The 21,002-nt window shown below is 49.4% G+C and carries 22 protein-coding genes, 3 tRNA genes and 1 pseudogene; 8 read left to right on the forward strand and 18 right to left on the reverse strand.

All coding sequences use genetic code 11. The features are described from left to right. Window positions 1-25 precede the first annotated feature (25 nt). The 6 genes from AC0YOA_RS01265 to AC0YOA_RS01290 all read right to left on the reverse strand — a co-directional run bounded on the left by AC0YOA_RS01265 (window position 26) and on the right by AC0YOA_RS01290 (window position 3,520). Window positions 26-1,015 carry an aldo/keto reductase gene (locus AC0YOA_RS01265; RefSeq protein ID WP_210045318.1) on the reverse strand — a complete coding sequence of 330 codons (990 nt, stop codon included), beginning with the start codon at window positions 1,013-1,015 and terminating at the stop codon, window positions 26-28. Window positions 1,016-1,087: 72 nt separating this feature from the next. Beyond that, a complete protein-coding gene (locus tag AC0YOA_RS01270; protein ID WP_475785063.1) occupies window positions 1,088-2,041 on the reverse strand; it encodes an aldo/keto reductase in 954 nt (317 codons plus the stop codon). A gap of 296 nt (window positions 2,042-2,337) precedes the next feature. Continuing rightward, window positions 2,338-2,916 (reverse strand): ribonuclease H-like YkuK family protein, encoded by a 579-nt coding sequence (locus tag AC0YOA_RS01275; RefSeq protein ID WP_210045320.1) that lies wholly within the window; start codon window positions 2,914-2,916, stop codon window positions 2,338-2,340. A 262-nt stretch (window positions 2,917-3,178) separates the two neighbouring features. Further along, window positions 3,179-3,252: transfer RNA gene (locus tag AC0YOA_RS01280), tRNA-Gln, on the reverse strand. Between the two features lie 24 nt (window positions 3,253-3,276). Beyond that, window positions 3,277-3,353, reverse strand: a tRNA-Pro gene (locus tag AC0YOA_RS01285). Between the two features lie 92 nt (window positions 3,354-3,445). Beyond that, window positions 3,446-3,520, reverse strand: a tRNA-His gene (locus AC0YOA_RS01290). Window positions 3,521-3,766: 246 nt separating this feature from the next. Between AC0YOA_RS01290 and AC0YOA_RS01295 the strand changes: the two genes are divergently transcribed. Further along, window positions 3,767-4,192, forward strand: a complete 426-nt coding sequence (locus AC0YOA_RS01295; protein WP_475785064.1) for a hypothetical protein — start codon at window positions 3,767-3,769, stop codon at window positions 4,190-4,192. Window positions 4,193-4,488: 296 nt separating this feature from the next. Here the strand turns inward: AC0YOA_RS01295 and AC0YOA_RS01300 are convergent, their stop codons facing one another. The 8 genes from AC0YOA_RS01300 to AC0YOA_RS01335 all read right to left on the reverse strand — a co-directional run bounded on the left by AC0YOA_RS01300 (window position 4,489) and on the right by AC0YOA_RS01335 (window position 12,266). Beyond that, complete coding sequence (locus tag AC0YOA_RS01300) at window positions 4,489-5,868, reverse strand: MATE family efflux transporter (RefSeq protein WP_475785065.1); 1,380 nt, start codon at window positions 5,866-5,868, stop codon at window positions 4,489-4,491. Between the two features lie 33 nt (window positions 5,869-5,901). Continuing rightward, complete coding sequence (locus AC0YOA_RS01305) at window positions 5,902-6,729, reverse strand: sugar phosphate isomerase/epimerase family protein (RefSeq protein ID WP_475785066.1); 828 nt, start codon at window positions 6,727-6,729, stop codon at window positions 5,902-5,904. Window positions 6,730-6,864: 135 nt separating this feature from the next. Next, entirely contained in the window at window positions 6,865-7,788 is a 924-nt protein-coding gene (locus tag AC0YOA_RS01310) for a helix-turn-helix domain-containing protein (protein ID WP_475785067.1), read from the reverse strand. A gap of 22 nt (window positions 7,789-7,810) precedes the next feature. Beyond that, on the reverse strand, window positions 7,811-8,569 hold the full coding sequence (locus tag AC0YOA_RS01315; protein ID WP_475785068.1) for a sugar phosphate isomerase/epimerase family protein: 759 nt from the start codon (window positions 8,567-8,569) through the stop codon (window positions 7,811-7,813). Window positions 8,570-8,689: 120 nt separating this feature from the next. Then, window positions 8,690-9,802: a Gfo/Idh/MocA family protein gene (locus AC0YOA_RS01320; protein WP_475785069.1), complete on the reverse strand. Its 1,113-nt coding sequence runs from the start codon at window positions 9,800-9,802 to the stop codon at window positions 8,690-8,692. 280 nt (window positions 9,803-10,082) lie between these two features. Continuing rightward, the gene (locus AC0YOA_RS01325) at window positions 10,083-10,850 is read right to left on the reverse strand and encodes a glycerophosphodiester phosphodiesterase (RefSeq protein ID WP_475785070.1); all 768 of its coding nucleotides are present in this window, start codon (window positions 10,848-10,850) and stop codon (window positions 10,083-10,085) included. Window positions 10,851-11,083: 233 nt separating this feature from the next. Next, on the reverse strand, window positions 11,084-11,893 hold the full coding sequence (locus AC0YOA_RS01330; RefSeq protein ID WP_475785071.1) for an arsenite methyltransferase: 810 nt from the start codon (window positions 11,891-11,893) through the stop codon (window positions 11,084-11,086). Between the two features lie 25 nt (window positions 11,894-11,918). Next, window positions 11,919-12,266: an ArsR/SmtB family transcription factor gene (locus tag AC0YOA_RS01335; protein WP_475785072.1), complete on the reverse strand. Its 348-nt coding sequence runs from the start codon at window positions 12,264-12,266 to the stop codon at window positions 11,919-11,921. A gap of 310 nt (window positions 12,267-12,576) precedes the next feature. Between AC0YOA_RS01335 and AC0YOA_RS01340 the strand changes: the two genes are divergently transcribed. From AC0YOA_RS01340 to AC0YOA_RS01360, 5 genes are all read left to right on the forward strand, one after another. Beyond that, window positions 12,577-12,891: an ArsR/SmtB family transcription factor gene (locus AC0YOA_RS01340; RefSeq protein WP_210045335.1), complete on the forward strand. Its 315-nt coding sequence runs from the start codon at window positions 12,577-12,579 to the stop codon at window positions 12,889-12,891. A gap of 13 nt (window positions 12,892-12,904) precedes the next feature. Further along, a complete protein-coding gene (locus AC0YOA_RS01345) occupies window positions 12,905-14,197 on the forward strand; it encodes an arsenic transporter (RefSeq protein WP_475785073.1) in 1,293 nt (430 codons plus the stop codon). A 29-nt stretch (window positions 14,198-14,226) separates the two neighbouring features. Next, the gene (gene arsC, locus AC0YOA_RS01350; RefSeq protein ID WP_210045336.1) at window positions 14,227-14,649 is read left to right on the forward strand and encodes an arsenate reductase (thioredoxin); all 423 of its coding nucleotides are present in this window, start codon (window positions 14,227-14,229) and stop codon (window positions 14,647-14,649) included. 60 nt (window positions 14,650-14,709) lie between these two features. Continuing rightward, window positions 14,710-15,144, forward strand: a complete 435-nt coding sequence (locus AC0YOA_RS01355; RefSeq protein ID WP_475785074.1) for a protein-tyrosine phosphatase family protein — start codon at window positions 14,710-14,712, stop codon at window positions 15,142-15,144. Window positions 15,145-15,509: 365 nt separating this feature from the next. Beyond that, the gene (locus AC0YOA_RS01360; protein ID WP_475785075.1) at window positions 15,510-16,292 is read left to right on the forward strand and encodes a pirin family protein; all 783 of its coding nucleotides are present in this window, start codon (window positions 15,510-15,512) and stop codon (window positions 16,290-16,292) included. A 205-nt stretch (window positions 16,293-16,497) separates the two neighbouring features. On the opposite strand, the pseudogene AC0YOA_RS01365 reads toward AC0YOA_RS01360, so the two are convergent. After that, window positions 16,498-16,605: pseudogene (locus tag AC0YOA_RS01365) on the reverse strand (group II intron maturase-specific domain-containing protein); the annotation flags it as partial. Window positions 16,606-16,775: 170 nt separating this feature from the next. On the opposite strand from AC0YOA_RS01365, the gene AC0YOA_RS01370 reads away from it, so the two are divergent. Beyond that, complete coding sequence (locus AC0YOA_RS01370; RefSeq protein WP_475785076.1) at window positions 16,776-17,366, forward strand: TetR/AcrR family transcriptional regulator; 591 nt, start codon at window positions 16,776-16,778, stop codon at window positions 17,364-17,366. On the opposite strand, the gene AC0YOA_RS01375 is transcribed toward AC0YOA_RS01370, so the two are convergent. The 3 genes from AC0YOA_RS01375 to AC0YOA_RS01385 form a co-directional block, all read right to left on the reverse strand. Further along, window positions 17,361-18,479, reverse strand: a complete 1,119-nt coding sequence (locus AC0YOA_RS01375; protein ID WP_475785077.1) for a Gfo/Idh/MocA family protein — start codon at window positions 18,477-18,479, stop codon at window positions 17,361-17,363. The two genes, AC0YOA_RS01370 and AC0YOA_RS01375, sit on opposite strands and share 6 nt — an antisense overlap. 81 nt (window positions 18,480-18,560) lie before the next feature. Beyond that, window positions 18,561-18,977 carry a MarR family winged helix-turn-helix transcriptional regulator gene (locus AC0YOA_RS01380; protein WP_475785078.1) on the reverse strand — a complete coding sequence of 139 codons (417 nt, stop codon included), beginning with the start codon at window positions 18,975-18,977 and terminating at the stop codon, window positions 18,561-18,563. Between the two features lie 170 nt (window positions 18,978-19,147). Continuing rightward, window positions 19,148-19,708 (reverse strand): TetR/AcrR family transcriptional regulator, encoded by a 561-nt coding sequence (locus AC0YOA_RS01385; protein ID WP_475785079.1) that lies wholly within the window; start codon window positions 19,706-19,708, stop codon window positions 19,148-19,150. A gap of 333 nt (window positions 19,709-20,041) precedes the next feature. On the opposite strand from AC0YOA_RS01385, the gene AC0YOA_RS01390 reads away from it, so the two are divergent. Beyond that, window positions 20,042-20,917, forward strand: a complete 876-nt coding sequence (locus tag AC0YOA_RS01390; protein WP_210045342.1) for an oxidoreductase — start codon at window positions 20,042-20,044, stop codon at window positions 20,915-20,917. Window positions 20,918-21,002: the final 85 nt, after the last annotated feature.

Raw genomic sequence — 21,002 nt, forward strand, 5'->3', positions numbered from 1 at the left:
ACCAGGATTTACGTTGCTCGACTTCTTATTCCCAGTGACGTTTCCCGCCTACACGGGATTTTGGTGGAATCGCCGCATCGATACGATCGAGATCGTCTTGGTTCAATTCAACATTAAGCGCTCCCAGATTATCGTCCAATTGCTCCATGGTTCTTGGCCCGATAATCGGCGCAGTAACACCAGGCTGTTGAATCAGCCAGGCCAGAGCCAGCTGGCTTAAGGTAATTCCCTTCTCTTGCGCAATTGGCATCAACGCCTCGATCGCGTTCAGACGATCCACGATGTAGCCCGAATTCAAATCTACATTTTTGCGGGAAACGCGCGTATCCTGCGGGAAAGGCTGATCCTTGCGGTATCTGCCGGTCAGCCAGCCTTCAGCCAATGGCCCCCATGGCATAATGCCAAGGCCGTATTTTTGGCAAACCGGGACCACTTCCTCCTCCACACTGCGGTCAAACAGGTTGTATGGCGGCTGTTCGGCCACAAACTGCTCCAGATTCATTTGCTTGCTGATCATAATGGATTCCATCGTCTGCCAGGCCGGAAACGTGGAAAGACCGATGTAGCGGACTTTTCCCTGACGCACCAGATCATCAAGCGTTTTCAACGTTTCATCAATAGGCGTGTTCAAGTCGGGACGATGAATCCAGTACAAATCGATATAGTCGGTTTGCAATCTGCTCAGGCTTTCTTCCACCTGCTTCAAAATATGGACGCGGCTGTTCCCTTGGTCATTGGGCTTCTCGCCCATCCTGCCATGCACTTTGGTTGCCAGGAAAACCTCATCGCGGCGGCCCTTGATCGCTTTGCCGACGAAGCTTTCGGATACTCCCTTGGAGTAGACGTTAGCCGTATCGATGAAATTCAAGCCCTCATCCAGAAAGCGGTGAATGATCTCGACTGATTCCTTTTCTTCCGTTCGCGAACCAAAATTCATCGCACCCAGACAGAGATTCGAAACCCTGGCTCCGGTACGGCCTAATTGACGAAAATCTACCTTATACGTTCCTGCCATTTTGTCATTCCTCCCGAAATATAATGAAAATGCCTGCATAAAGCGCCCAATTCGAGTCTTCTTCCGCCGTAGTTAAGCAGGGAAAGCGTCGCTTAGAAGCTTCATATGTTCCTCGGAAAGCTTCCAGTCAACCGCACCGACATTCTCCTGCAGCTGTTCCAATCGGCTCACGCCCATAATGGCCGAGGACACGGCAGGTCGATTGATGATCCAGTTCAAACTGACCTGCGCCGGTGTTTTGTCCAGCTGCTCCGCTATGTCCTTCAACTGGTTGACCCCATTCTGAAATCTCTGTGCCTTCTCGGCAACCGCAGGCTCGTCAGCGCCTCTGCTTCCTTCCGGAACGCTGCCCTCATATTTCCCCGACAGAATGCCTCCGCCCATCGGGCTGTATAAAATCATCCCGATCCCCTGGTCAACGCACAGCGGCTGCAGCTCCTTCTCCACCGCACGGTTGGTCAAGCTGTAATTGGGCTGCACCGAAACAAAGCTTGACAGCTTGTTCACATCGCTGACCCAAAGCGACTTGGCCAGCACCCAAGCGGGAAAATTCGAGCAGCCGATATACCGCACTTTCCCTTGACGGATCAAATCATCGTACGCGCGCAGGGACTCCTCGAGCGGCGTATCCCAATCTACGTTATGTGCCTGATATAAATCGATATAATCGGTGCCCAGCCGGCGCAGGCTGTTTTCGACTTCCTTCATGATATGGGCCCGGGACTGGCCTTTATCGTTAGGGCCTGGACCGACCTCTCCGTGAACCTTCGTAGCTACAATAACCTCATCCCGTTTGCCTTTGATCGCTTTGCCGAGAATTTCCTCGGCTTCTCCGCCTGTGTACCGGTTGGCGTTATCGATCAGATTGATTCCCATGTCGATGGCGGCATGTATAATTTGTATCGAATCCTCGGGAGTGACCTTGCCCGCTTTCCCCCAGGGCGGATTCGGGCTTCCGAAATTCCAGCAGCCAAGGCTGATTCTCGAAACTTTGAGTCCGGACTTTCCTAATCTGACATATTCCATGATCCGTATTCTCCTCTCTTGAATCCGCGTTAACAGTCTCTTGAAAATGCTTTCAATCTTCTATGCGTTAATTGTAGCTCAGACTAAGCATCCAAGATTTGCCCCTGCCTGTCCTATTATAAATCACATGGAAGCAGGTGGAAATGACTGAATTGTTTGAAACTTAGTAACATTCAGTATAGTGAGTGAAGGCCGGTTTGTGCTTCTTCCTGGATAGCCGTGCAAATGGCCAGTCAAAAAGCCCTTGAAAAGCAAGGGCTTTAATGCAACCTTTTTTTGTCATCCGACTGATGCCGTCAGATCGAACTTGCGGGTATCTTGCTGCTTTTCGAGTATCGGTCTGCATAAGAAGAGGCTCCGAAAGAGTCAGGCTTGATGACGGGCAACCAGCCCAGGGATTCCACACGATCAACCATTTCGGCAACAAAAAACGCGGTTTTGCTGATGAATTTGTCACTGCCGGCATCAATATGGATCGACACCTCGAAAGAGGCTCCCTGATAGACATAGGGCAGGATGATATCCTCCAGCTGACTCCTTTTGCGATTATCAAAATAGCATGCAATTTCCTCGCTCAGGCTGGTCTCCGTGGAAAGTTTGTTGCGCACGGATCGGATCTCCCGCGGTATAATGACCTGCCGGTAGCATGCCCATGCTCCCCTGCTTTCACGGCGGATAATGATCCCCGTGATCAGTTTTGTAAATCCCCGATGCACTTGGCCGTCCGAACCAATGATCAGATTGTAATTGGCATGAGGCTCCTTCTTCATGAAGGACTCAATTCGCGAGAAGACCGTATTCAAGTCCATGCACCGCTCCGTGGTGTTCATAAATTCCATGCTGTGAATCCAGGGTATTTTTGGGTTACTTTTCATATCATCACCTATACCTCAACGGGTCTATCTTCCTTTCCGTGGTTTGATGAAGGACCGCGTTACCGCCTTTGCTACACCCATATGGTATGACGAAGCCTCCGAACCTATGCGTTTTTTTACAGATACAAGGGTAAGCGGGTTTATGTAATTGGTGCAGAGGGATGGAATTTAACCATCTATGATGCAGGGTGACTGTCTGTCCACCTGCACTCTGCTTCGCACGGGAGAACTGTATTCGAACCCGCGCTTGCCAACTGAAAGTTGGCTGCCCCTCTTGGAATCGAACCAAGGATCACGGTGTCAAAGACCGTTGCCTTGCCACTTGGCTAAGGAGCAATATGATTCGTGACGGATAAAGAATGGTCGGAGCAGCAGGACTTGAACCTGCGGCCGCGTACTCCCTACATACGCGCTCTACCAAACTGAGCTATGCCCCGATGGAGGATAGGAGCGGACATGACCCGCAAATCTGTCAGCCGCCGTTTTGAAGCGTCAGCCTATCTGATCATTTCCCATCCGTATGAAAGATTGGGGAGACCAGCGGGAATCGAACCCGCAATTAACGGTGCCACAAACCGTCGTGTTGCCATTTCACCATGGTCTCCATGGACGATGGATCCGGAATGAAGCTTTAATTCCGGGCTTCCACTCTCCGCGTAAACTTCTCATGACTTTATACCGATAGAAGAACATTTGTTCGTTCATAAGGGTATAATAAAAAGCTACCTTCAACGCTCCTTTCTTCATCTGGGCATGAAGAAAGGCCACCTTGGAGAGCAGCCTTTACGCTTAAAGATATCTTGTTGTCACGAGAGTATCATCCACGGCTGAAATGAAGCGGGACAACCTCATGAAACGAAAGATTTCTAAGAATTGCAGCGTAAAAGGCAAATCTGTAAAATTGGGATATACTGAACCCTTGCTCGAACGGATTGATATTTTCCTCAGAAAACTGCTGGTTCCGGTTATCCGGATGAATCTTGATCCCGTAGGCATTCATGCTTGTTCCCCTCCTTCTTCTTTTCTTGTGACCGATCTTATCACAGGATATTTTTTACTTTCAACCCTTATTTTTCAATATTATAATTATGTTCTCGAGTTCGTCTCCGAACATAAAAAGGGCCGCCGGGATCGTCTGTTGAACGATCCTGGCGGCCCTCTGGCGTGTCAAACCGGAGGCAGCTACACCTCGTTAAACTTCCGCTTATATAGGGAGGTCGGGATCGCGATATGCCGGAATAAGGGCTGCTTAAATTGCCCGCATCCGTTCGGCTGAATGTTCTGATGCTGTTCTATGCCGTATCGGTTCCACATACCGTTCTCACTCCCTCTATCCGTTTGGTTTGTTGAAGCCAATGATAATTGAAAGTATTTCTATATGTCAAGAAATTTTTAAAAAACCCAAAAAATCCCTGATCCCATGCGGTTTTTGTTCAACTATAGAAAGTATAAATTTCCATGCGTGCTTATATTTCTGAGACAAAAAATCTTGCCGTGTCACCAGAGGACGGCGACAGGCGCTTCTTCTTGCTTAACCAAAAAAAAATAATCCCGGCTGCCCGTGCTCGCGGGCTAAGCATCTGCCGCTCGAACGGCAGGCTCCCTCTCATCCATCTGCAGCAGTGATTTCTTCTGCCAAGCCCTGCTTCGCCAGCGCAGGTAGAGGATGATGCCCCGCATCCATTCGTCGATGATGAAGGCAGACCAGATCCCGATCAAACCGTACCCCATATGTATCCCGAGCAAATAAACAACAGGCATGCTGAACAGCCACGATACCGAGATGGACGCCACCATGGCAAAACGCGCATCGCCTGCTGCCTGCAGCGACCGCTCAATGATAATGTTGAAATTGCGGCCCGGCTCCAGAATAAAGCCGAGCAGCAGCAGCGATGCGCCAATCTGAATAATGGATGCCTCATGTGTGAACAGCCCCATAAGCTCTTTGCGGAACGGACTGATCAGGGCAACGGCGGCGAGTGTGATCAGCATGCTTGACCACAAATTGCGGAATACCTGGCGGTAAGCCGTCTCGCTCTCGCCCGCACCTATCAGATGTCCGATAATGATTTGCCCGCCCCGTCCAATGGAAATCGCCAGCACCATGATAATGAACATGATGTTCTGGGTATATACACGGGTTGTGAGCGCCGTCGCTCCAAGCGACGAGATGAATGCCGTCGTCACAAACTGGCTTGCGGAATAGGAGCAATTGACGGCAGATGAAGGCAAACCGACTCGCAGCACCTTGTTCACATGCTCCCGCTTCCAATGCAGCAGATGCGACCATTGTATCTGGGCGCCAACGACCTTGCGAAGAATGAGCAGGTTGACGAGTAGCCCGACCAGCTGTGCAATCGTCGTCGACATCGCCACGCCTGCCACGCCCAGCTTGGGGAAGCCGAACGGCCCGTAGATGACGAGATAGTTGCCGCATACATTGAGTATGTTCATGCCAATTGTAACCATCATCGTCTGCCGAGTGAACCCATGCGCTTGAATGATAGCGATGACGGCCGTCAGCACCCCTTGCACGACCAGAGCGCCGCCGGCAATGTAGAGAAAATGCTGCGCCTGCCGGAACAAATCCGGCGTTAGACCGAAAATATCAAGCAATATGCCGCTAAAGCCGACAACCAGCACACTGACCACAAGACCGAACAGGAAGTTGATCGCGATCGAGGATGAGACGAGTCTGCCGATCTCTGAATATCGTTTGGCCCCCAGATATTGCGTGATGACGACGGCGGAGCCGACGGCAATCACATTGAACATCAGGACGGCGAACATGATGATCTGATTGGCGACTCCGACCGATGCCACAGCGTCATCTGACACCTTGCTGAGCATAAAGGTGTCCGAAATCCGCAGCAGCATCTGCAGAGCCGATTCCACGAAGATCGGCCACGTAATCGTGAACAGAGACAGCCTGGCAACGGTTTTGGTGACCATATATATCTCCTTCTTCCAGATGGTTGCTGGCCGTTACAGGCTATAGACGGATTTCACTTTGGCGAGTCCCTGCTTCGCGACTTCCAGCGCAGACAGGCTGCCGAAGTCTTCGATGAAAAGCTCCAGCGACAGGAATCCGCTGTATCCCGCTGCATGCAGCAGCTTCGCAAGATTGGCGGAGGGGGCAATCCCCTCCCCCGGGAATACGCGATGGCTGTCGGCAATCAGGTCACGCGACGGCTCGACTGGATAATCGTTGACATGAACGATGCCGATACTGTCCCCGCTCAGGGAACCGATCCACCCTGTTGCACTGCCGCCCGTGTACATGTGGAAGGGATCAAGGAGGATTTTGGCGTCCTGCACACCGCTCTCCATCGCGACATATACCGCTTCACTTAGCCGCGACAGCTTTTGCGCCCGGCCCCAGAATTCCAGATAAGGCTCTACCCCTATACTGCGGGCGATAGCCGCAAGCTTGGCGAACTGTTCCGCGATTTCGCCCAGCGTCATGGACGCCACATTGCCGAAAGGCGGCGCTGCAGCGGCGACGCAGCCGAGCTCGGCGAGCAGCTCAAGCTCACGCTTCGCATGCTCGAAGCCCTGCTCACGTTCCGCTGCGACAGAGTCCGCCCACTTCCAGAACGCGATGGCATTGGCGAAAGTGAGGCCGGATTGTTCGATGCGCTGACGCAATTTGTTCAGTGATCCGCCAGCCGCAAGGTAAGCGTCGATATCGCGGACCCACAGCTCGATGCCTTCATAGCCAGCTTCGGCGGCGACGTCGATCTGCTGAATGACGTCAAGTTTGAAAGGAAATAACGTCGACATATTCAAGGATGTTTTGAATGGAAATGACATGTGGAAGCCTCCTTATTTTCTGCTGAATTAGTGATCAAAACATCGGAAGCTCTGACACCCCGCGGGGTCAGAGCTTCCAACACATCGCATACCGCGCAGACAGCCTGAAACTGCCTTAATTCAATCGTTCATATTTCAATTTGCTCCCGCATTATACAGAATCCGGTTCGGCGGATACAGCGAATCGCCCTCGTTGACGGGAACAAGATCATGATAGATGGGGTTGTAATATTTCTTTCTGTACTTCGTCGCCGTAATGCCCTTCACCGTCTTGAATACGCGGGAGAAATAATTCTCATCGGCGAAGCCGACCGCGTACGCAACATGCTTGACGCTCTGCTCCTCATAGAGCAGCAGCTGGCAGGCGCGCTCGATCCGCCGCTGGATAATCGCTTCGCGCGGCGTACGGCCCATAAAGCGGACGAACGAACGGGAAAAATGCTCATGCGTCCAGCCCACTTTATTGGCAATCTTCTCGACTGACAGCGGCTGTTCCATATGCTTCTCAATGAAATCAAGCGCCTTTACAATCTGCGGCGGAATGCGGCTTGATTGCGAAGCGTGCGGCTTATCAACGATATGGCCGTTGATCTCCTCAATCAGCGCGAGCAGCAGAGAGCTTCCCCGCTGCTGAAGCTTTTCGGGAAACGAATAGGAAATATACAGAATCTGCTTCATCATGCCGACCAGCAGGTCGCTGTCGATCGGGATGCAGGAAGGACCGCCCGGCTGCATGATCTCCAGAGGGGGGATCATATCGGGAATCCGTTCGAAGCCGAAATGAATAAACATATGCCGCGAATGCTGGTAAGGATCGTATTCATAACGATGATGCTCGCCCGGACGGGTGATGATGAAGCAGGGCTCCTTCAGCATAAAGGCTTTGTCCCCGATATGATACATGCTTTTGGACCCGTCGGGAAAATACAGCAGCTCGTAATCATGAATTTCACGCGGCCCGAGTCCCGTTCCGGCTTTCTTGACAACATCGCCGGCGACATGGATCGAAGGCAGGCAAACATATGGCAGCCGGCTGTCAGTGACGTCCGGAAGGTTCATGAAGGATCCCCCTACCTTTCCCTTATTGCTCCATGAAGCCAAGCTTCTTCAGATTGGCATAGCTGATGCGAAGGCTGTCGAACGGATCGCGGCGGCTCAGGTCCTGCTCTACGACCATCCACTGAACACCGATCTCTTCGGCAACCCTGGCAATCGCCGGAAAATCGAGAATGCCTTCGCCGATCTCCGCGAAAAATTGCTCCTCTCCCGCTTCCACATCCTTAATATGCAGCATTGGCGCACGGCCCTTGAGCTTGCTGAGATAGGTGACGGGATCCTCTCCGCCCTTCTTGATCCAGAATGTATCCAGTTCCGTCTGCACAAGCTCCGGATCAGTCTCGCTCAGGAGAATATCCAGCGCGTATTCGCCGTCGAATTTCTCAAATTCCCAGTTATGATTATGATATAGGAAGGTGATGCCTCTTTTTTTGAACAATTCGCCAATCCGGTTCATCTTCTTCGCTTTCTCCAGCAGGTCTTCCCTGGAATCGAACTTCATCGAAATCGCGACGAATTTGCCGCCATCAACTTCTTCCAGATAGTCGGCGATCCGGTCAGTGTCGAATTCCAGCGTATCGAACCCTGCGTGGGTACCGACGACCTTCAGACCCAGACGGTCCAGCAGCGCCTTCTGCTGAGCAATGGTCATGCCTTCCGGCGGACGGCCGAGCTCAATGCCCTTGTAGCCGATTTCGGCGACTTTCTCCAGCGCGCCGGCATAGTCCTGTGACAGCGCCTCGCGAATGGTGTACGGTTGAACGGCAACCGGAAATTTCTTCATAACGGGATTCACCTGTCCTCTCTATTTTTGCAGCGGAATGCGAATGGTTGCGGAATGGTTACGGATTGCTTGCCGTGCTCTGTGGAATCGGCCATCTGCAGTATTTCTCCGTAATCGGCCTCAGGCGTCGAGAGTGTTGTACTTCAAGCCGAGCGGCAGCGGCTTTGGACGGTCCACCGTCGATTGAAGATGAACATGCTTCTCTGATGAGGAAGCCTCGAAAATACCGAGCGAAATGTCCAGAACATGACGCGCCAGCTGTCCGCTGGCGCGGTTGGCGCGGCCGGACTGGATGGCATAAGCCATATCGGCGACGCCCATGCCGCGGCCTTCCTCCGCGTAGGCATGCGAATGCGGGATTTCCTTCGTCTCGCCGCTGGGAAACTTGATGAAAACAGCGCCGCCGAAGAAGTTGGGATCGGGCACAATCAGATTGCCATCGGTCCCGAATACTTCAAGCCGCGGCGAATAGCCGAAGCTTTCTTTGGCTGCCTGGAGGCTTGCCACAGCGCCGCTTGCGAAGTCGAGAACAGCGTGTACATTCGTTGGCGCCTCAAGCGGGAAAGTCTGGCCGAACGCGTGGGATTGCGGGTTGAGGATGGTTATTTCCCCGTTCAGCTGCTGCGCGGAGCCTGTGACGCGGCGCACTGGACCCAGGAGTGCAATGAGTGCGGTCAAATAATAGGGGCCCATATCCATGATGGGATCGCCGCCGAGCTTCAGGAAATTCTGGAAATTCGGATGCATCCCTCCTGAGGAATTTCCCATGATGATGGTGCCATTGGCCGAATATGGCGTACCGATCCAACCGTCGTCGATCAGCTTGATGCAGGTCTGGATGCCTGCTCCAAGAAAGGTATCCGGCGCGCAGCCGACGAGCAGCCCTTTCTGCTGGGCCAGGGCCAGCACCTGATCGGCATCCTCCCGGTTCAGTGCAAAAGGCTTTTCCGTATAGACATGCTTTCCGGCTTCCAGCGCTCTGAGATTAAGCGGCGCGTGCGCGACAGGAGCTGTCAAATTAAGGACGATTTCGATTTCGGAATCCGCCAACAGCTCGTCAACCGTGTAAACATGAGGAATGTTGTACTCGTCCGCGCGCTTGCGCGCAAGCTCCTGCACCAGATCGGCGACGGCTTTGACTTCCACGATATTGCTGAACATGCCGGTCAGATTTTTGAGATAAATATTGCTGATGACACCTGCACCGATCACACCTGCTTTTATTTTACGCACATTCATCATCCCTTTCCGGTCTGGTCTCTTGCCTGCTCTAATTATGCCGTAATATGTAAGCGATCTCAATGGATCATTCCGACAATAAACTGGACAAACTTGATATTTTGCATATTTCCATCATCTTGAAATTTACATTAAAATCCTGCAATATGAATTTCTTGTCTTCGATTTGAGTCCCTCGTACCGTCCATTATACAGACGATGCGAGGGCAAAGAACTCCATAAACTTAAGAAAGAAATTGGATAAAATAAAGAACGTGAATCGGCATGTATCTGCTTAGCGCACACCGGTTCCCGTCCCGCCGCCGATCAGAGCGGCCAGCCGGTCCGGATAATCCGTAATGATGCCGGCAACGCCCATATCGATCAGCGTCCGCATCGTCGCTATATCGTTGACAGTGTATGGATGATAGACAGTTCCGCGTTTGCTTGCTTCTTTTACCCAGTCTGCGGTTACCGCACGATATGGCGGATGAAGCGCATCAGCGCCGATCGAAGCCGCATAAGTCCAGGGTTCATGGAGAATTGCCGAATATAAAATAGCGGTTCTCATATCCGGAGCCAGCTTCTTGAAGTGGGCCAGCGAATAATGATTGAAACTGGAAACAATAACCTGGCTCTCCAGTCCAAATTCCCTGATGCTGCGAACCAAGGCTTCCTCCATCCCGGGATAGGGATACAGGCTGTTCTTCAGCTCCACATTCAATATGACATCCCTGTCCTTCGCAAGCTCGAACAGTTCTTCAATGACAGGTACAGACGAACCGTGAAACTCAGATCCGAACCATGAACCGGCGTCCTTTGTTCTGATTTCGTCCCAGCTGAGGTCCATGACCCTGCCTGCTCCGTTCGTCGTCCGGTCCAGCGTTTCGTCATGAATCAGCACCAGCCTGCCGTCAGCAGTCATTTGAACATCCGTCTCGATGCCGTTTGCTCCAAGCTCCAGCCCTTTTACAAAGGCGGCCATCGTGTTCTCCGGACAATAACCGGAAGCCCCTCTGTGTGCAAAGTTCAAAAACGTCTTGCCTTTACTTTCTTGGTTCATTGGAATCTCCCTTCAACATAAATGAAAATATGGGGAAGCGTCTTCACTATATCATCCGTTTTCGCTCCCGGGCAATCCATAAATTCAAGTATCGGCAGCGGTATTTTCAACACTTCATTAAAAGCCGAAGAAGAAATGACTGCTGCACAATCCTGACTAAAAAAAGAAACCCGGTCACTAAGCCCGGATTTCTGCTGAATATGAAATATACAAATGCGTTAACTAGCCTTCTACTATAATGCTTTAGCCGCCTTAATCACGGCTGACACAATATACTGATCTATCTGAGCGCCAGGAATCCAATTTCGAATGAACGCCTTTGATTCGTCTTTTGGCTCAATAACGATATCAACAAATCCGCTATTCTCAAGGATGGTCTGTATTTCATCAATAGAAGAGGCTCCAGAGATGCACCCTGCCAACGAGTCCATATCCTGTTTGATCTCTTCCGGCAGTGCAGCAGTCGTCACGATATCCGAAATGGCCAGCCGTCCGCCTGGTTTCAATACACGAATGGCCTCATTGAACACCTGCTGCTTATCGGGAGAGAGATTAATGACGCAATTCGAGATGATTACATTCACGCTATCATCGGAAATGGGCAAATGCTCAATCTCGCCCAGCCGGAATTCTGTATTCGTATACCCGCCTCTCAGGGCATTGCCACGAGCCCGGCTGATCATCTCTGGCGTCATATCCACTCCGATGACCTTTCCGCTATCGCCTACCTGCTTTGCGGCAAGGAAGCTGTCAAATCCGCCCCCGCTGCCCAAATCAACCACGACTTCTCCCGCTTGCAAGGATGCGATCGCTTGCGGATTGCCGCAGCCAAGCCCCAGGTTTGCCCCTTCGGGAACGCTGGTAAGCTCATCATTCGAATAACCCAGTTTCGACGAGACATCGTTGAAATCACCAGGTGTGTCACAGCAGCTGATTGCAGGTGCGCAGCAGCCTGCGTCAGATTCGTTTTCGTTGTACAAGGCGATTTGTTTGTAGCGGCTGCGGACATGCTGGCGGATTTCATCGTTTTGAACCTGATTCATGTTTTTTCGCTCCTTTTGGTTTCAATTAACAACACCCGCTTTTAGTTGCATCAGCATTACGGAACATGCAGCACAACGCTGGAGACAGCAAGTTATTAACTTCCTCCTGGTTCAGCTCATAGTAGCTCCAGGTCCCTTTGGTCTCGCGGAGAATTAATCCGGCATCCAGCAGGATCTTCAGATGATAGGACAGCTTTGATTGCGGCATGTTTAAGATCTCAACCAGATCGCAGACGCATGTATTTCCTCTTTGGGTAAGCTCATACATGATTTGCAGTCTTTTCTGGTCAGCCAAAGCCTTGAATTTGTTCTCATACGGCGTGAAATCAGGGGTCTTTGCTTCTGAAACGATTATGGGAAGTTCTTTAATCATGTCGATTCTCCTTAGCAGCAAATGGGTTGGCAGCATGCCGCATATATGTGATTCTGAAACATCAGCAACCCGGCAGAAAATAGTTCGGTCATATTCGCCACTCTCCATTAATCAAATTATTTTGATGTATTCATCCTACCACGAAACATTTTCCAATTCAACACTAAATCAAAATAATTTGATTTAGTGCCAACTACCATCATTCTGTGACTCATATTATTCGATACTAATATAATCATTTACTTATATACTAGAGTGTGTATAATTATGATGGGCTCATGTGTGAGGTGCTTGAAAGGAGTTGAACGAGATGACCAATGTCGGAGAGATGCTGGAATCCCTCAAGCTGCTCTCGGATAAAAGCAGGTTGACCATCCTGACCCTTCTCAGGGAACAGGAACTGTGCGTCTGCGATATTGTGGAGATCCTCGAGACCACGCAGCCAAATGTAAGCCAGCATCTGAAGAAATTGAAAACAGGAGGTCTCATTAACGAAACCAAACGCCGGCAGTGGGTTTATTATTCATTGAATTTGGCTGACAAGCCTTATCTGAATGATCTTCTGGCCCATCTCCCATCTATGAAAGACAGAATAAATGCGTTAAATACGCAAAGCTGCGACTGAACCTGGAGGATTTATGCTGACGATTGCTTCGCTCATATTCTTGATTACCCTGATTTTTGTCATTTGGCAGCCAAAAGGCCTCAATATCGGCTGGTCCGCATGCGGAGGCGCCATTATTGCCCTGCTTTTCGGAGTCGTCAGCTTTTACGATGTATGGGAAGTCACCCAGATCGTCTGGAATGCTACGCTAACGTTTGTCGCCATCATATTGATCTCGCTCATCCTCGATGAAATTGGCTTCTTTGAATGGGCTGCTCTGCACATGGCCCGTATTGCCAGAGGAAACGGCAAACTAATGTTCGTTTATGTCATCCTGCTCGGAGCCGCGGTCGCCGCATTTTTCGCCAATGACGGAGCTGCGCTGATCCTGACCCCGATTGTCCTCGCCATGGTGAGAGCCTTAAAGTTTGACTCAAGGATGATTCTGCCCTTCATTATGGCGAGCGGATTTATCTCGGATACGGCTTCCCTGCCACTTGTGGTAAGCAATCTGGTGAATATTATATCCTCGGATTATTTCGGTATCGGATTTGCCGAATATGCCGGTCGAATGATTGTGCCTACCATCTTCGCTATCGCCTCGAGCCTGCTGGTCCTGTACCTCATGTTCGGGAGGAACATTCCAAAGAGCTATGATCTTGATCAATTAAAGAAACCAGGCGAAGCCATTAAAGACTACAAGATGTTTCGGATTTCCTGGGTAATCCTGGCTGTGCTGCTGATTGCTTATTTGACAAGTGAATTCATCCATGTGCCGGTATCGATTATTGCAGGTGCTGCAGCAATTGTCTTTCTCTTTCTATCCAGACAAAGCAAGGAAATTCATACATGGAGCCTGGTAAAGGGAGCTCCTTGGGCTGTCGTAGCATTCTCGATCGGCATGTACGTTGTCGTTTACGGGCTGCGGAATGTCGGGCTTACCGATGAGCTGGGAGCGGTGTTCGATTGGGCCGGAGATCAAGGATTGTTCATTGCCACGGTTGGCGCCGGTTTTATAGCCGCTATTCTCTCTTCCATTATGAACAACCTGCCCACTGTCATGATTGATGCTCTGGCTATCCAGGGAACGGATACCACCGGTGTCGTAAGGGAAGCGTTCATCTATGCCAATGTCATCGGTTCCGATTTGGGTCCCAAAATCACACCGATCGGATCCCTCGCAACTCTTCTATGGCTCCATGTATTGTCTGCCAAGGGAGTTAAAATAAGCTGGGGATATTACTTCAAAGTTGGCATTGTTCTGACGCTTCCCGTCTTGTTGATTACGCTGATCAGCCTGTATCTCTGGTTATTAATCGTGGGCTGAATCCATTATAGCTAAAGGGGATTTTATTCATGGATAAGAAACTCGTCTATTTCCTTTGTACAGGCAATTCATGCCGAAGTCAGATGGCGGATGGATTTTTGAATGCTATCGGCGGTCATCTTTATGAAGTGAAAAGCGCAGGCTTGGAAGCACATGGCTTGAATCCCCGCGCCGTAACTGTCATGGCCGAGACTGGTGTCGACATCTCGGCTAACAAGTCGAAAACCATTGATCCCGAAACGTTAAACCGCGCTGCCTATGTCATTACCTTATGCGGACATGCTGATGAGCATTGTCCCGTGATCTCCAACCCTAATGTTATGAAATGGCACTGGGGTTTCGACGATCCTGCGAAAGCGACCGGTACAGAAGAAGAAATCATGAACCAATTCCGTGCGGTCCGTGATGCCATAAAGTCTCGAATCGAGAAATTTGTCCTGAATGGCGAATAATCAAACCAAGTCAGCGATCACGTTGTGATATGAAAATCCAATATTTGAGGAGTGTTACCTATGTCCGGAAATTATCAAGCCCTAGTAGGAAACCAAATCTTTTTCGGCGGGGCGGCAGATGCGGAAGAGATGATTTCGGAAGCGCATTGCGAGGTCATTGTTGATTTGCGCGCCGAAGCCGCTGAAGGCGACTATCCGTATAAGAATATTACAAGAATCCAGGTTCCGATCGGGGATCATTCCGACACCCCGCAATCCGAGCTGATTGACCAAGCTATTAATCACGTCCTTGATGCTTACAACAGCGGGAAGAAGGTCGGCTTCCACTGCGGCGGAGGTAAAGGCCGGACGGGTGCAGTCGCGATCGGAACATTAATTAAGCTGGGATTAGCCGATTCTATTGATGATGCAGAGCAGCAGGCCAAGAGCATCCGTTCCGCTATAAGCATCCGTCCGCCTCAGCGGGAAGCATTGGAGAAGTTATTTGACAAGTAAGAAAGGAATCCCGAGGATGCTTGCAATCAAAACGCGCCGGGCGGAACTGCAGACTCCCATCGAACCGGCGTTATTATAAACATCAAAGACCCCCTTCCGCTTTTTTTGATGGAAAGGGGTTTTGCATTTCTTTTATAATTGGGATCCTTCTGCAGCTTCAACCATCTGACAAGGTATCCAACGGCCATCAAATGGATAGATCGCACGAGACCATTGGTCTTGACATTCATTTACCCTAATGTTAGGATATTTTTATCCTAACATTAGGGTAAATGATCGCGGTATAACGAGCGCCCCCGAGAGCGAGCCGATTTGCTCAGGCAGTCTGGACTCGGCGCATAATCTCTCTGCGAAAGGAATGATTCATGATGACAATTAAAATTTATCCGCCGGAACAGCAGGACGACTCCTGGTTCGACGGGACCAATATACGCGTGCAGAAGCCGATCGGCTTTCCCCAGGAAAATTCTGTCGTGCAGCGCGTCGGTCCTCTATTCTACTGGTCCTGGGCTCATACCAAAGAGAAAGGCGGGATCGGCCTGCACCCGCATCGAGGATTCGAAATTATGTCCTATGTCATCAACGGTCAGTTGACGCATGGAGATACGCTTGGAACGAAGAGCACGATCGGTCCTGGCGGAGTGCAGGTTATGCAAACCGGTTCTGGTGTATCCCACCAAGAGGAGGTTCAGGGACCCGATGCGGAAAGTTTCCAGATCTGGTTGGAGCCCTATCTGAGCGAAGCCATGAAACGGACACCCACCTATCGGGATTACCGGAATGAAGATTTCCCGGTGACGGCGCCGGCACAGGGCGTCAGCCGGAAGACGTTGATCGGTGAAGGAGCGCCGATTCAGCTGGTCACTGATGTTAAGATGTGGGACATTACAATCGTACAGGGCCAGGCCTACCAGCATGTAATTCCCTTGGGATATTCCTGGGCGGCGCTGGCAGTCAGGGGCGACGGAACATGGGAGAATATGAACCCGGAGAATGAACCTGTTTTGTTCCATCATAAGGATTTCAGCGTGATTGAAGCAGCGGGTGATAACAAGAGCATCGGGCTCCGGGCCGATCGGGATAGCAATGTGCGGATGTTCGCCATTGAACTGCCAACAACTGTCGACTATCCTTTGTATCAAAGGTAAGATTTATTCTTAACAGCATCTTGTTAATGCCATTAATTAATTCATGAAGCTCGCTTTTACTCCGTAACTGTTGGCTTTCAAGACTCATCGCATATAGTTGTCATTTATTTAATCGAATTAATATTTAATTAGATTAATTATTAGTTGAAGCTGCAGATATGATAAACTTAACTCCGTACACGGCAATGCCAAAAGGTTAATAAAGCTACTTATGCCGAGAAAGCAGACTTTTCAGCCCTTTCGCCTCCCCGCAGGCAGGAAGGGCATTGTTTGTGTTCCGGGACATTCCCCAAGCTCCTCGGCGTGAGTTGGCATCACAAAACCGGCCCGCTCCGGCCCTATTTACAACGTGTGTTGATTATTTGGCGCTTGTTGATTATTATATAGAGAAGTGATGGGAATTCAATCGCTAATAAGAATTCTTTTATTCCATATCCAACAACAAGGATGAATGCGTTTATTATCGGAGGGGGCTGGCAAAGCATGGAGAGCGCGACCAAAATAGACAGACGAATCGTAAAGACCAAGGAAGCCATCAACAAGGCATTTCTTGATCTTTTTTCTGAAAAAGAACTTGAACAAATCACCATCAACGAAATCGCGGAAATGGCCAATGTAAACCGGGGAACCGTCTATCTGCACTACGAAGACAAATACGATCTGCTTAATAAATGCATTGAAGACCATTTGAGCAAACTGATCGCTTTTTGCAGCCTTCACGATATAAAACGGGAAGAAACCGTGCTGCTTAGCGATCTGAAGCCGGTGTTCGTTTATTTCGAGGAGAACTTTCAGTTCTTCTCCGCCTTGTTCGCGAATCGAAGAACCTTCGTATTCCGGGATCGTCTGCTGCATTTTATATCAGCCAGCGTTCAAAATAAACTTGAAACGCAAGACCATCCATCTAATATAGACAATGAACTGAATGCCCAATTTATGGCTTCGGCTTTTGTTGGTATCGTGGAGTGGTGGATACAGCATAAAATGCCGCATCCCCCTCAATTTATGGCCGAGCAGCTATACAGATTGTTTGAGAAAAATGACATCGCAAATATAAGGAATCAATTTTTATAAATACTGGCGTTCGCCGGATTCAGCTGCTTTTTCGACCGTATCCAGAAGCTGGTGGACTTTAACAGCATCCGCAAAGGTCGGCATCCGGAATGTTCCTTCCTGAATATCTTTGGCAAACTTTCTGAGCGCTTGCGCCACATTTATGACGGGTCCCCCCTGGTTATTGATTGCGTCAGGTACCCAGCGATAGGAATCAGGGACAGTCAATTCCTTCAGCGAAGCTTTTGGTTCTTCTTCGGTCTGATGCGCACCGGACAGTTTGTAAGGTCCCATTTGAATACTGCCCTTTGCGTTTTGAAGAACAAGCATGCCTTTGTCACCATAAACTTCCAAATAAAGTCCCGGTTGTTTCACCCCGCCTTGAATATGGGCGCTGGCCATGGCCCCGCTGTTTAATTTGCCATGAATCAATATTTGATCATCCGATGTTTTTTCCACGATTTCACCAGTGCCGATTACTTCGGCTTGTTTGTACTGATTCTCCAGGGCGGCCGATAATTCTGTGAAATCACCTAGTATATAGGTGAGCGCATCATGGGAGTGTCCGCCATATATGGCTAATAGATTCCCGCCTGCCGTTTTGTCAAAAACATATCTGCTGGAGCTAAAACCAAATCCCCCCATGACTTCTGTGTAAGCTCGCAAATTTACCGACAGTACCTTTCCGACATATCCCTCCGCAATAAGATCCTTGAGATAATTGATTTCGGGTGCTTGTCTTGCTTGCAGACCGATTGTGTTATGAATATGACTCGTCTCCGCTAACTTCTGCATCTTAATCGCTTCGGCGGTGCTGGCACCCAACGGCCATTCACTATACACATGTTTCCCGGCTGACGCAGCTGATTTTACAGCATCGTAATGTTCCCCGACCTTCACACTGACCACCACCATATCGACATCGGAATGCTGCGACAAATCGTTTGCATTGGCAAAAGCATGAGCGGCATTGAATTCGCGGGCACTCTCCTCAGCACTTTCCATCCTGCTTGTGCTTACAGCAGCGAGTTCAAGCTCTGGAAGTTGTTGTATCGAAGGAATATGTGTCCCCTTAGCCCATCCATTATTTATGGATCCTCCAATAATACCAACGCGGACTTTATTGTTATTCATAATAAATCAGCTCCTTATAAATATTATTATTAGCTTTACTCCATAAATTATTAGCAGGCTAACTATTGGAATAAAAAAAGCTCAGGAAAGATTCTTCTCCATTCGCTGCATCATATTTTTTAGCGTAATACGTTCTTCCGGAGAAAATCCTACCAGCAGCTTGTCTGTCTGCTGTCTCCAGATTTTCTCGACCGGCTCAAGTAACTCCCGCCCCTTATGTGTAACGTACACTCTGCTCACTCTTCCGTCTGCATCATCGCGCTTCCTCAATAAAATCCCTTTCTTCTCAAGCTTATTGATCATATTGGTTACAGTAGGCGGTTCACAGTTAAGACTTTCACTTAACTGGACCTGAGTCACTCCGTCCTCTTTCCAAAGCTCACATAATAACTGATCCTGTCCAACATAAAGATCTACACTGTTCAGCAGCTCGGAAAAATTACGGCGCATTTGAGCGGATATTTTAAAGAGACGCTCCCGAATTTCTTCATCAATCATTAGCATAGCTCCTCAAATTATTTTAATTAGCTGGCTAATAAAAAAGTATCTATATTTTTATCATACTTATCCTTGTTTGTAAAGAAATCTTCCTCAGAAAATATATGAATCAATCCCGAACGGCCATAAAATTAACCTGTCAGATCTGACTGGCTGTTCATGTCACCCCGCTAAACAAGGATCGCTTTCCAGGATACTTCCAGGGTTTGCTGAATCTCCCGCTCTGTCAAAGGGTATTTATGGACATAATATCCTTTGGCGATTGAGGAAATAATACCGTGGATAAGCTGATGGCATAAGTGGGAGTTCAGCTCCTTGATGATTCCCTGCTTCTGCCCTTCTACAATAACTGCCTGCACAATCTGTGAGGAGCCGGCTTCATCCATATCGCGTATTTCCGGCAAGATATAAGGCGAGTACGAATAATGGTCAATAAACCTGAATTCCTTGGGAAAATCAACTGCGAACCGGAGTCTGTTCAGTTGAAGGCATTTGAATCTCTCATACAAGCTCAGTTCGGGATCATAGCCGGATAAGAGGCAGCGGCCCATATGCATTCTCGCCTCTTTATAAACTTCGTTGACCAGCTCTTCCTTATTGCTGAAATAATTGAAAATGGTGCCGGAGCCAACCTTTGCTCTTTTTATGATTTTGGCGAAGGTGACGGATTGCAGCCCCTCTTCATCGATCAAATCCAGCGTAGCGTTCATAATATCCTGGCGTTTGCTCATTATTCACACCTCGATAACCACTATTTTAGTGCTGCCTCTGTGCCATGTCAAGCTTATTTCGGATCATATGATCCATATATCTCGGTTTACATCCCTATTATTATTTATGTTTAAGGCTCTGTTTAATAAATATTTAAGAGTATTTAATCCAACATCAACGTTTTTTCTTTGTTGTAATTATGCGTATTTTTCTATAAATCATGAAATTCATAACTGTATAAAATTTTATCGGAATATTTAATCCAAAATCTCTTGACTATATCCAGTTAAGGATCTATACTAGCATTGGATTAAACATTCCATACCAACACAACGAAGGGAAGATGATTTGTAATGAAAAAAGTATGGCTTATCACCGGCAGCTCGCGCGGCTTTGGCCGCAGTCTTGCAGAAGCGGTCCTCGCTCAAGGGGATCAATTAATCGCCACCGCCCGCAAGCCGGAACAGCTTGCCGACCTGGTTGAACGTTATGGCGATCAGGTTCGCGCCGTAACGCTTGACGTAACAGACTTCGAACAGGCTAATCATGCCATTGAAGCTGCTGTTCAGACATTCGGCCGGCTTGACGTGCTGGTGAACAACGCGGGCTATGGCAATATTTCATCGATTGAAGAGACATCCTTCGAGGATTTCCGGGCTCAGATCGAGACCAATCTGTGGGGTGTCATCAACGTCACCAAGGCTGCCGTGCCCGTGATGAGAGAACAAGGCTTCGGGCATATTCTGCAGTTTTCCTCCATAGGCGGACGCACCAGCGCACCGGGACTGGCTGCTTATCAGACAGCCAAATGGGGGGTTGAAGGGTTCTCGGAAGTCCTGTCCAAAGAAGTGACCCCACTTGGCTTGAAGGTGACAATCATCGAGCCGGGCGGCTTCCGCACCGACTGGGCGGGGTCATCCATGAACCATATCGAGCCCCGCGAGGAATACCAGGCTACAGTAGGCGGTCTCTTGAAGCATGCCCGTGAAACGACAGGCAAAGAAAATGGCGATCCGGCCAAAGCGGCTCTTGCGATCATTGCCGTTGTGAACGAGGAGAATCCACCGCTGCGGCTTCTGCTTGGCAGCGATGCGGTAGCAATCGCCAAGGCTGTCGATCAGGCCAAGCTGGCCGAGACGGAACGCTGGGAGAAACTCAGCTCCTCCACAGATTTTGAAGCCAGAGCATTGGCTGCAGCTGTCACCGATATGTACGACGAGATGGAATAATCATAGTGTTTCTTGAATTTTCCGCGCGATAAAAAAACGAAAAACCAGTCTAATCACAGGCGTGCTGTGCTTTGGCTGGTTTTTT

This window comes from Paenibacillus sp. JT22N12, from assembly GCF_056269365.1.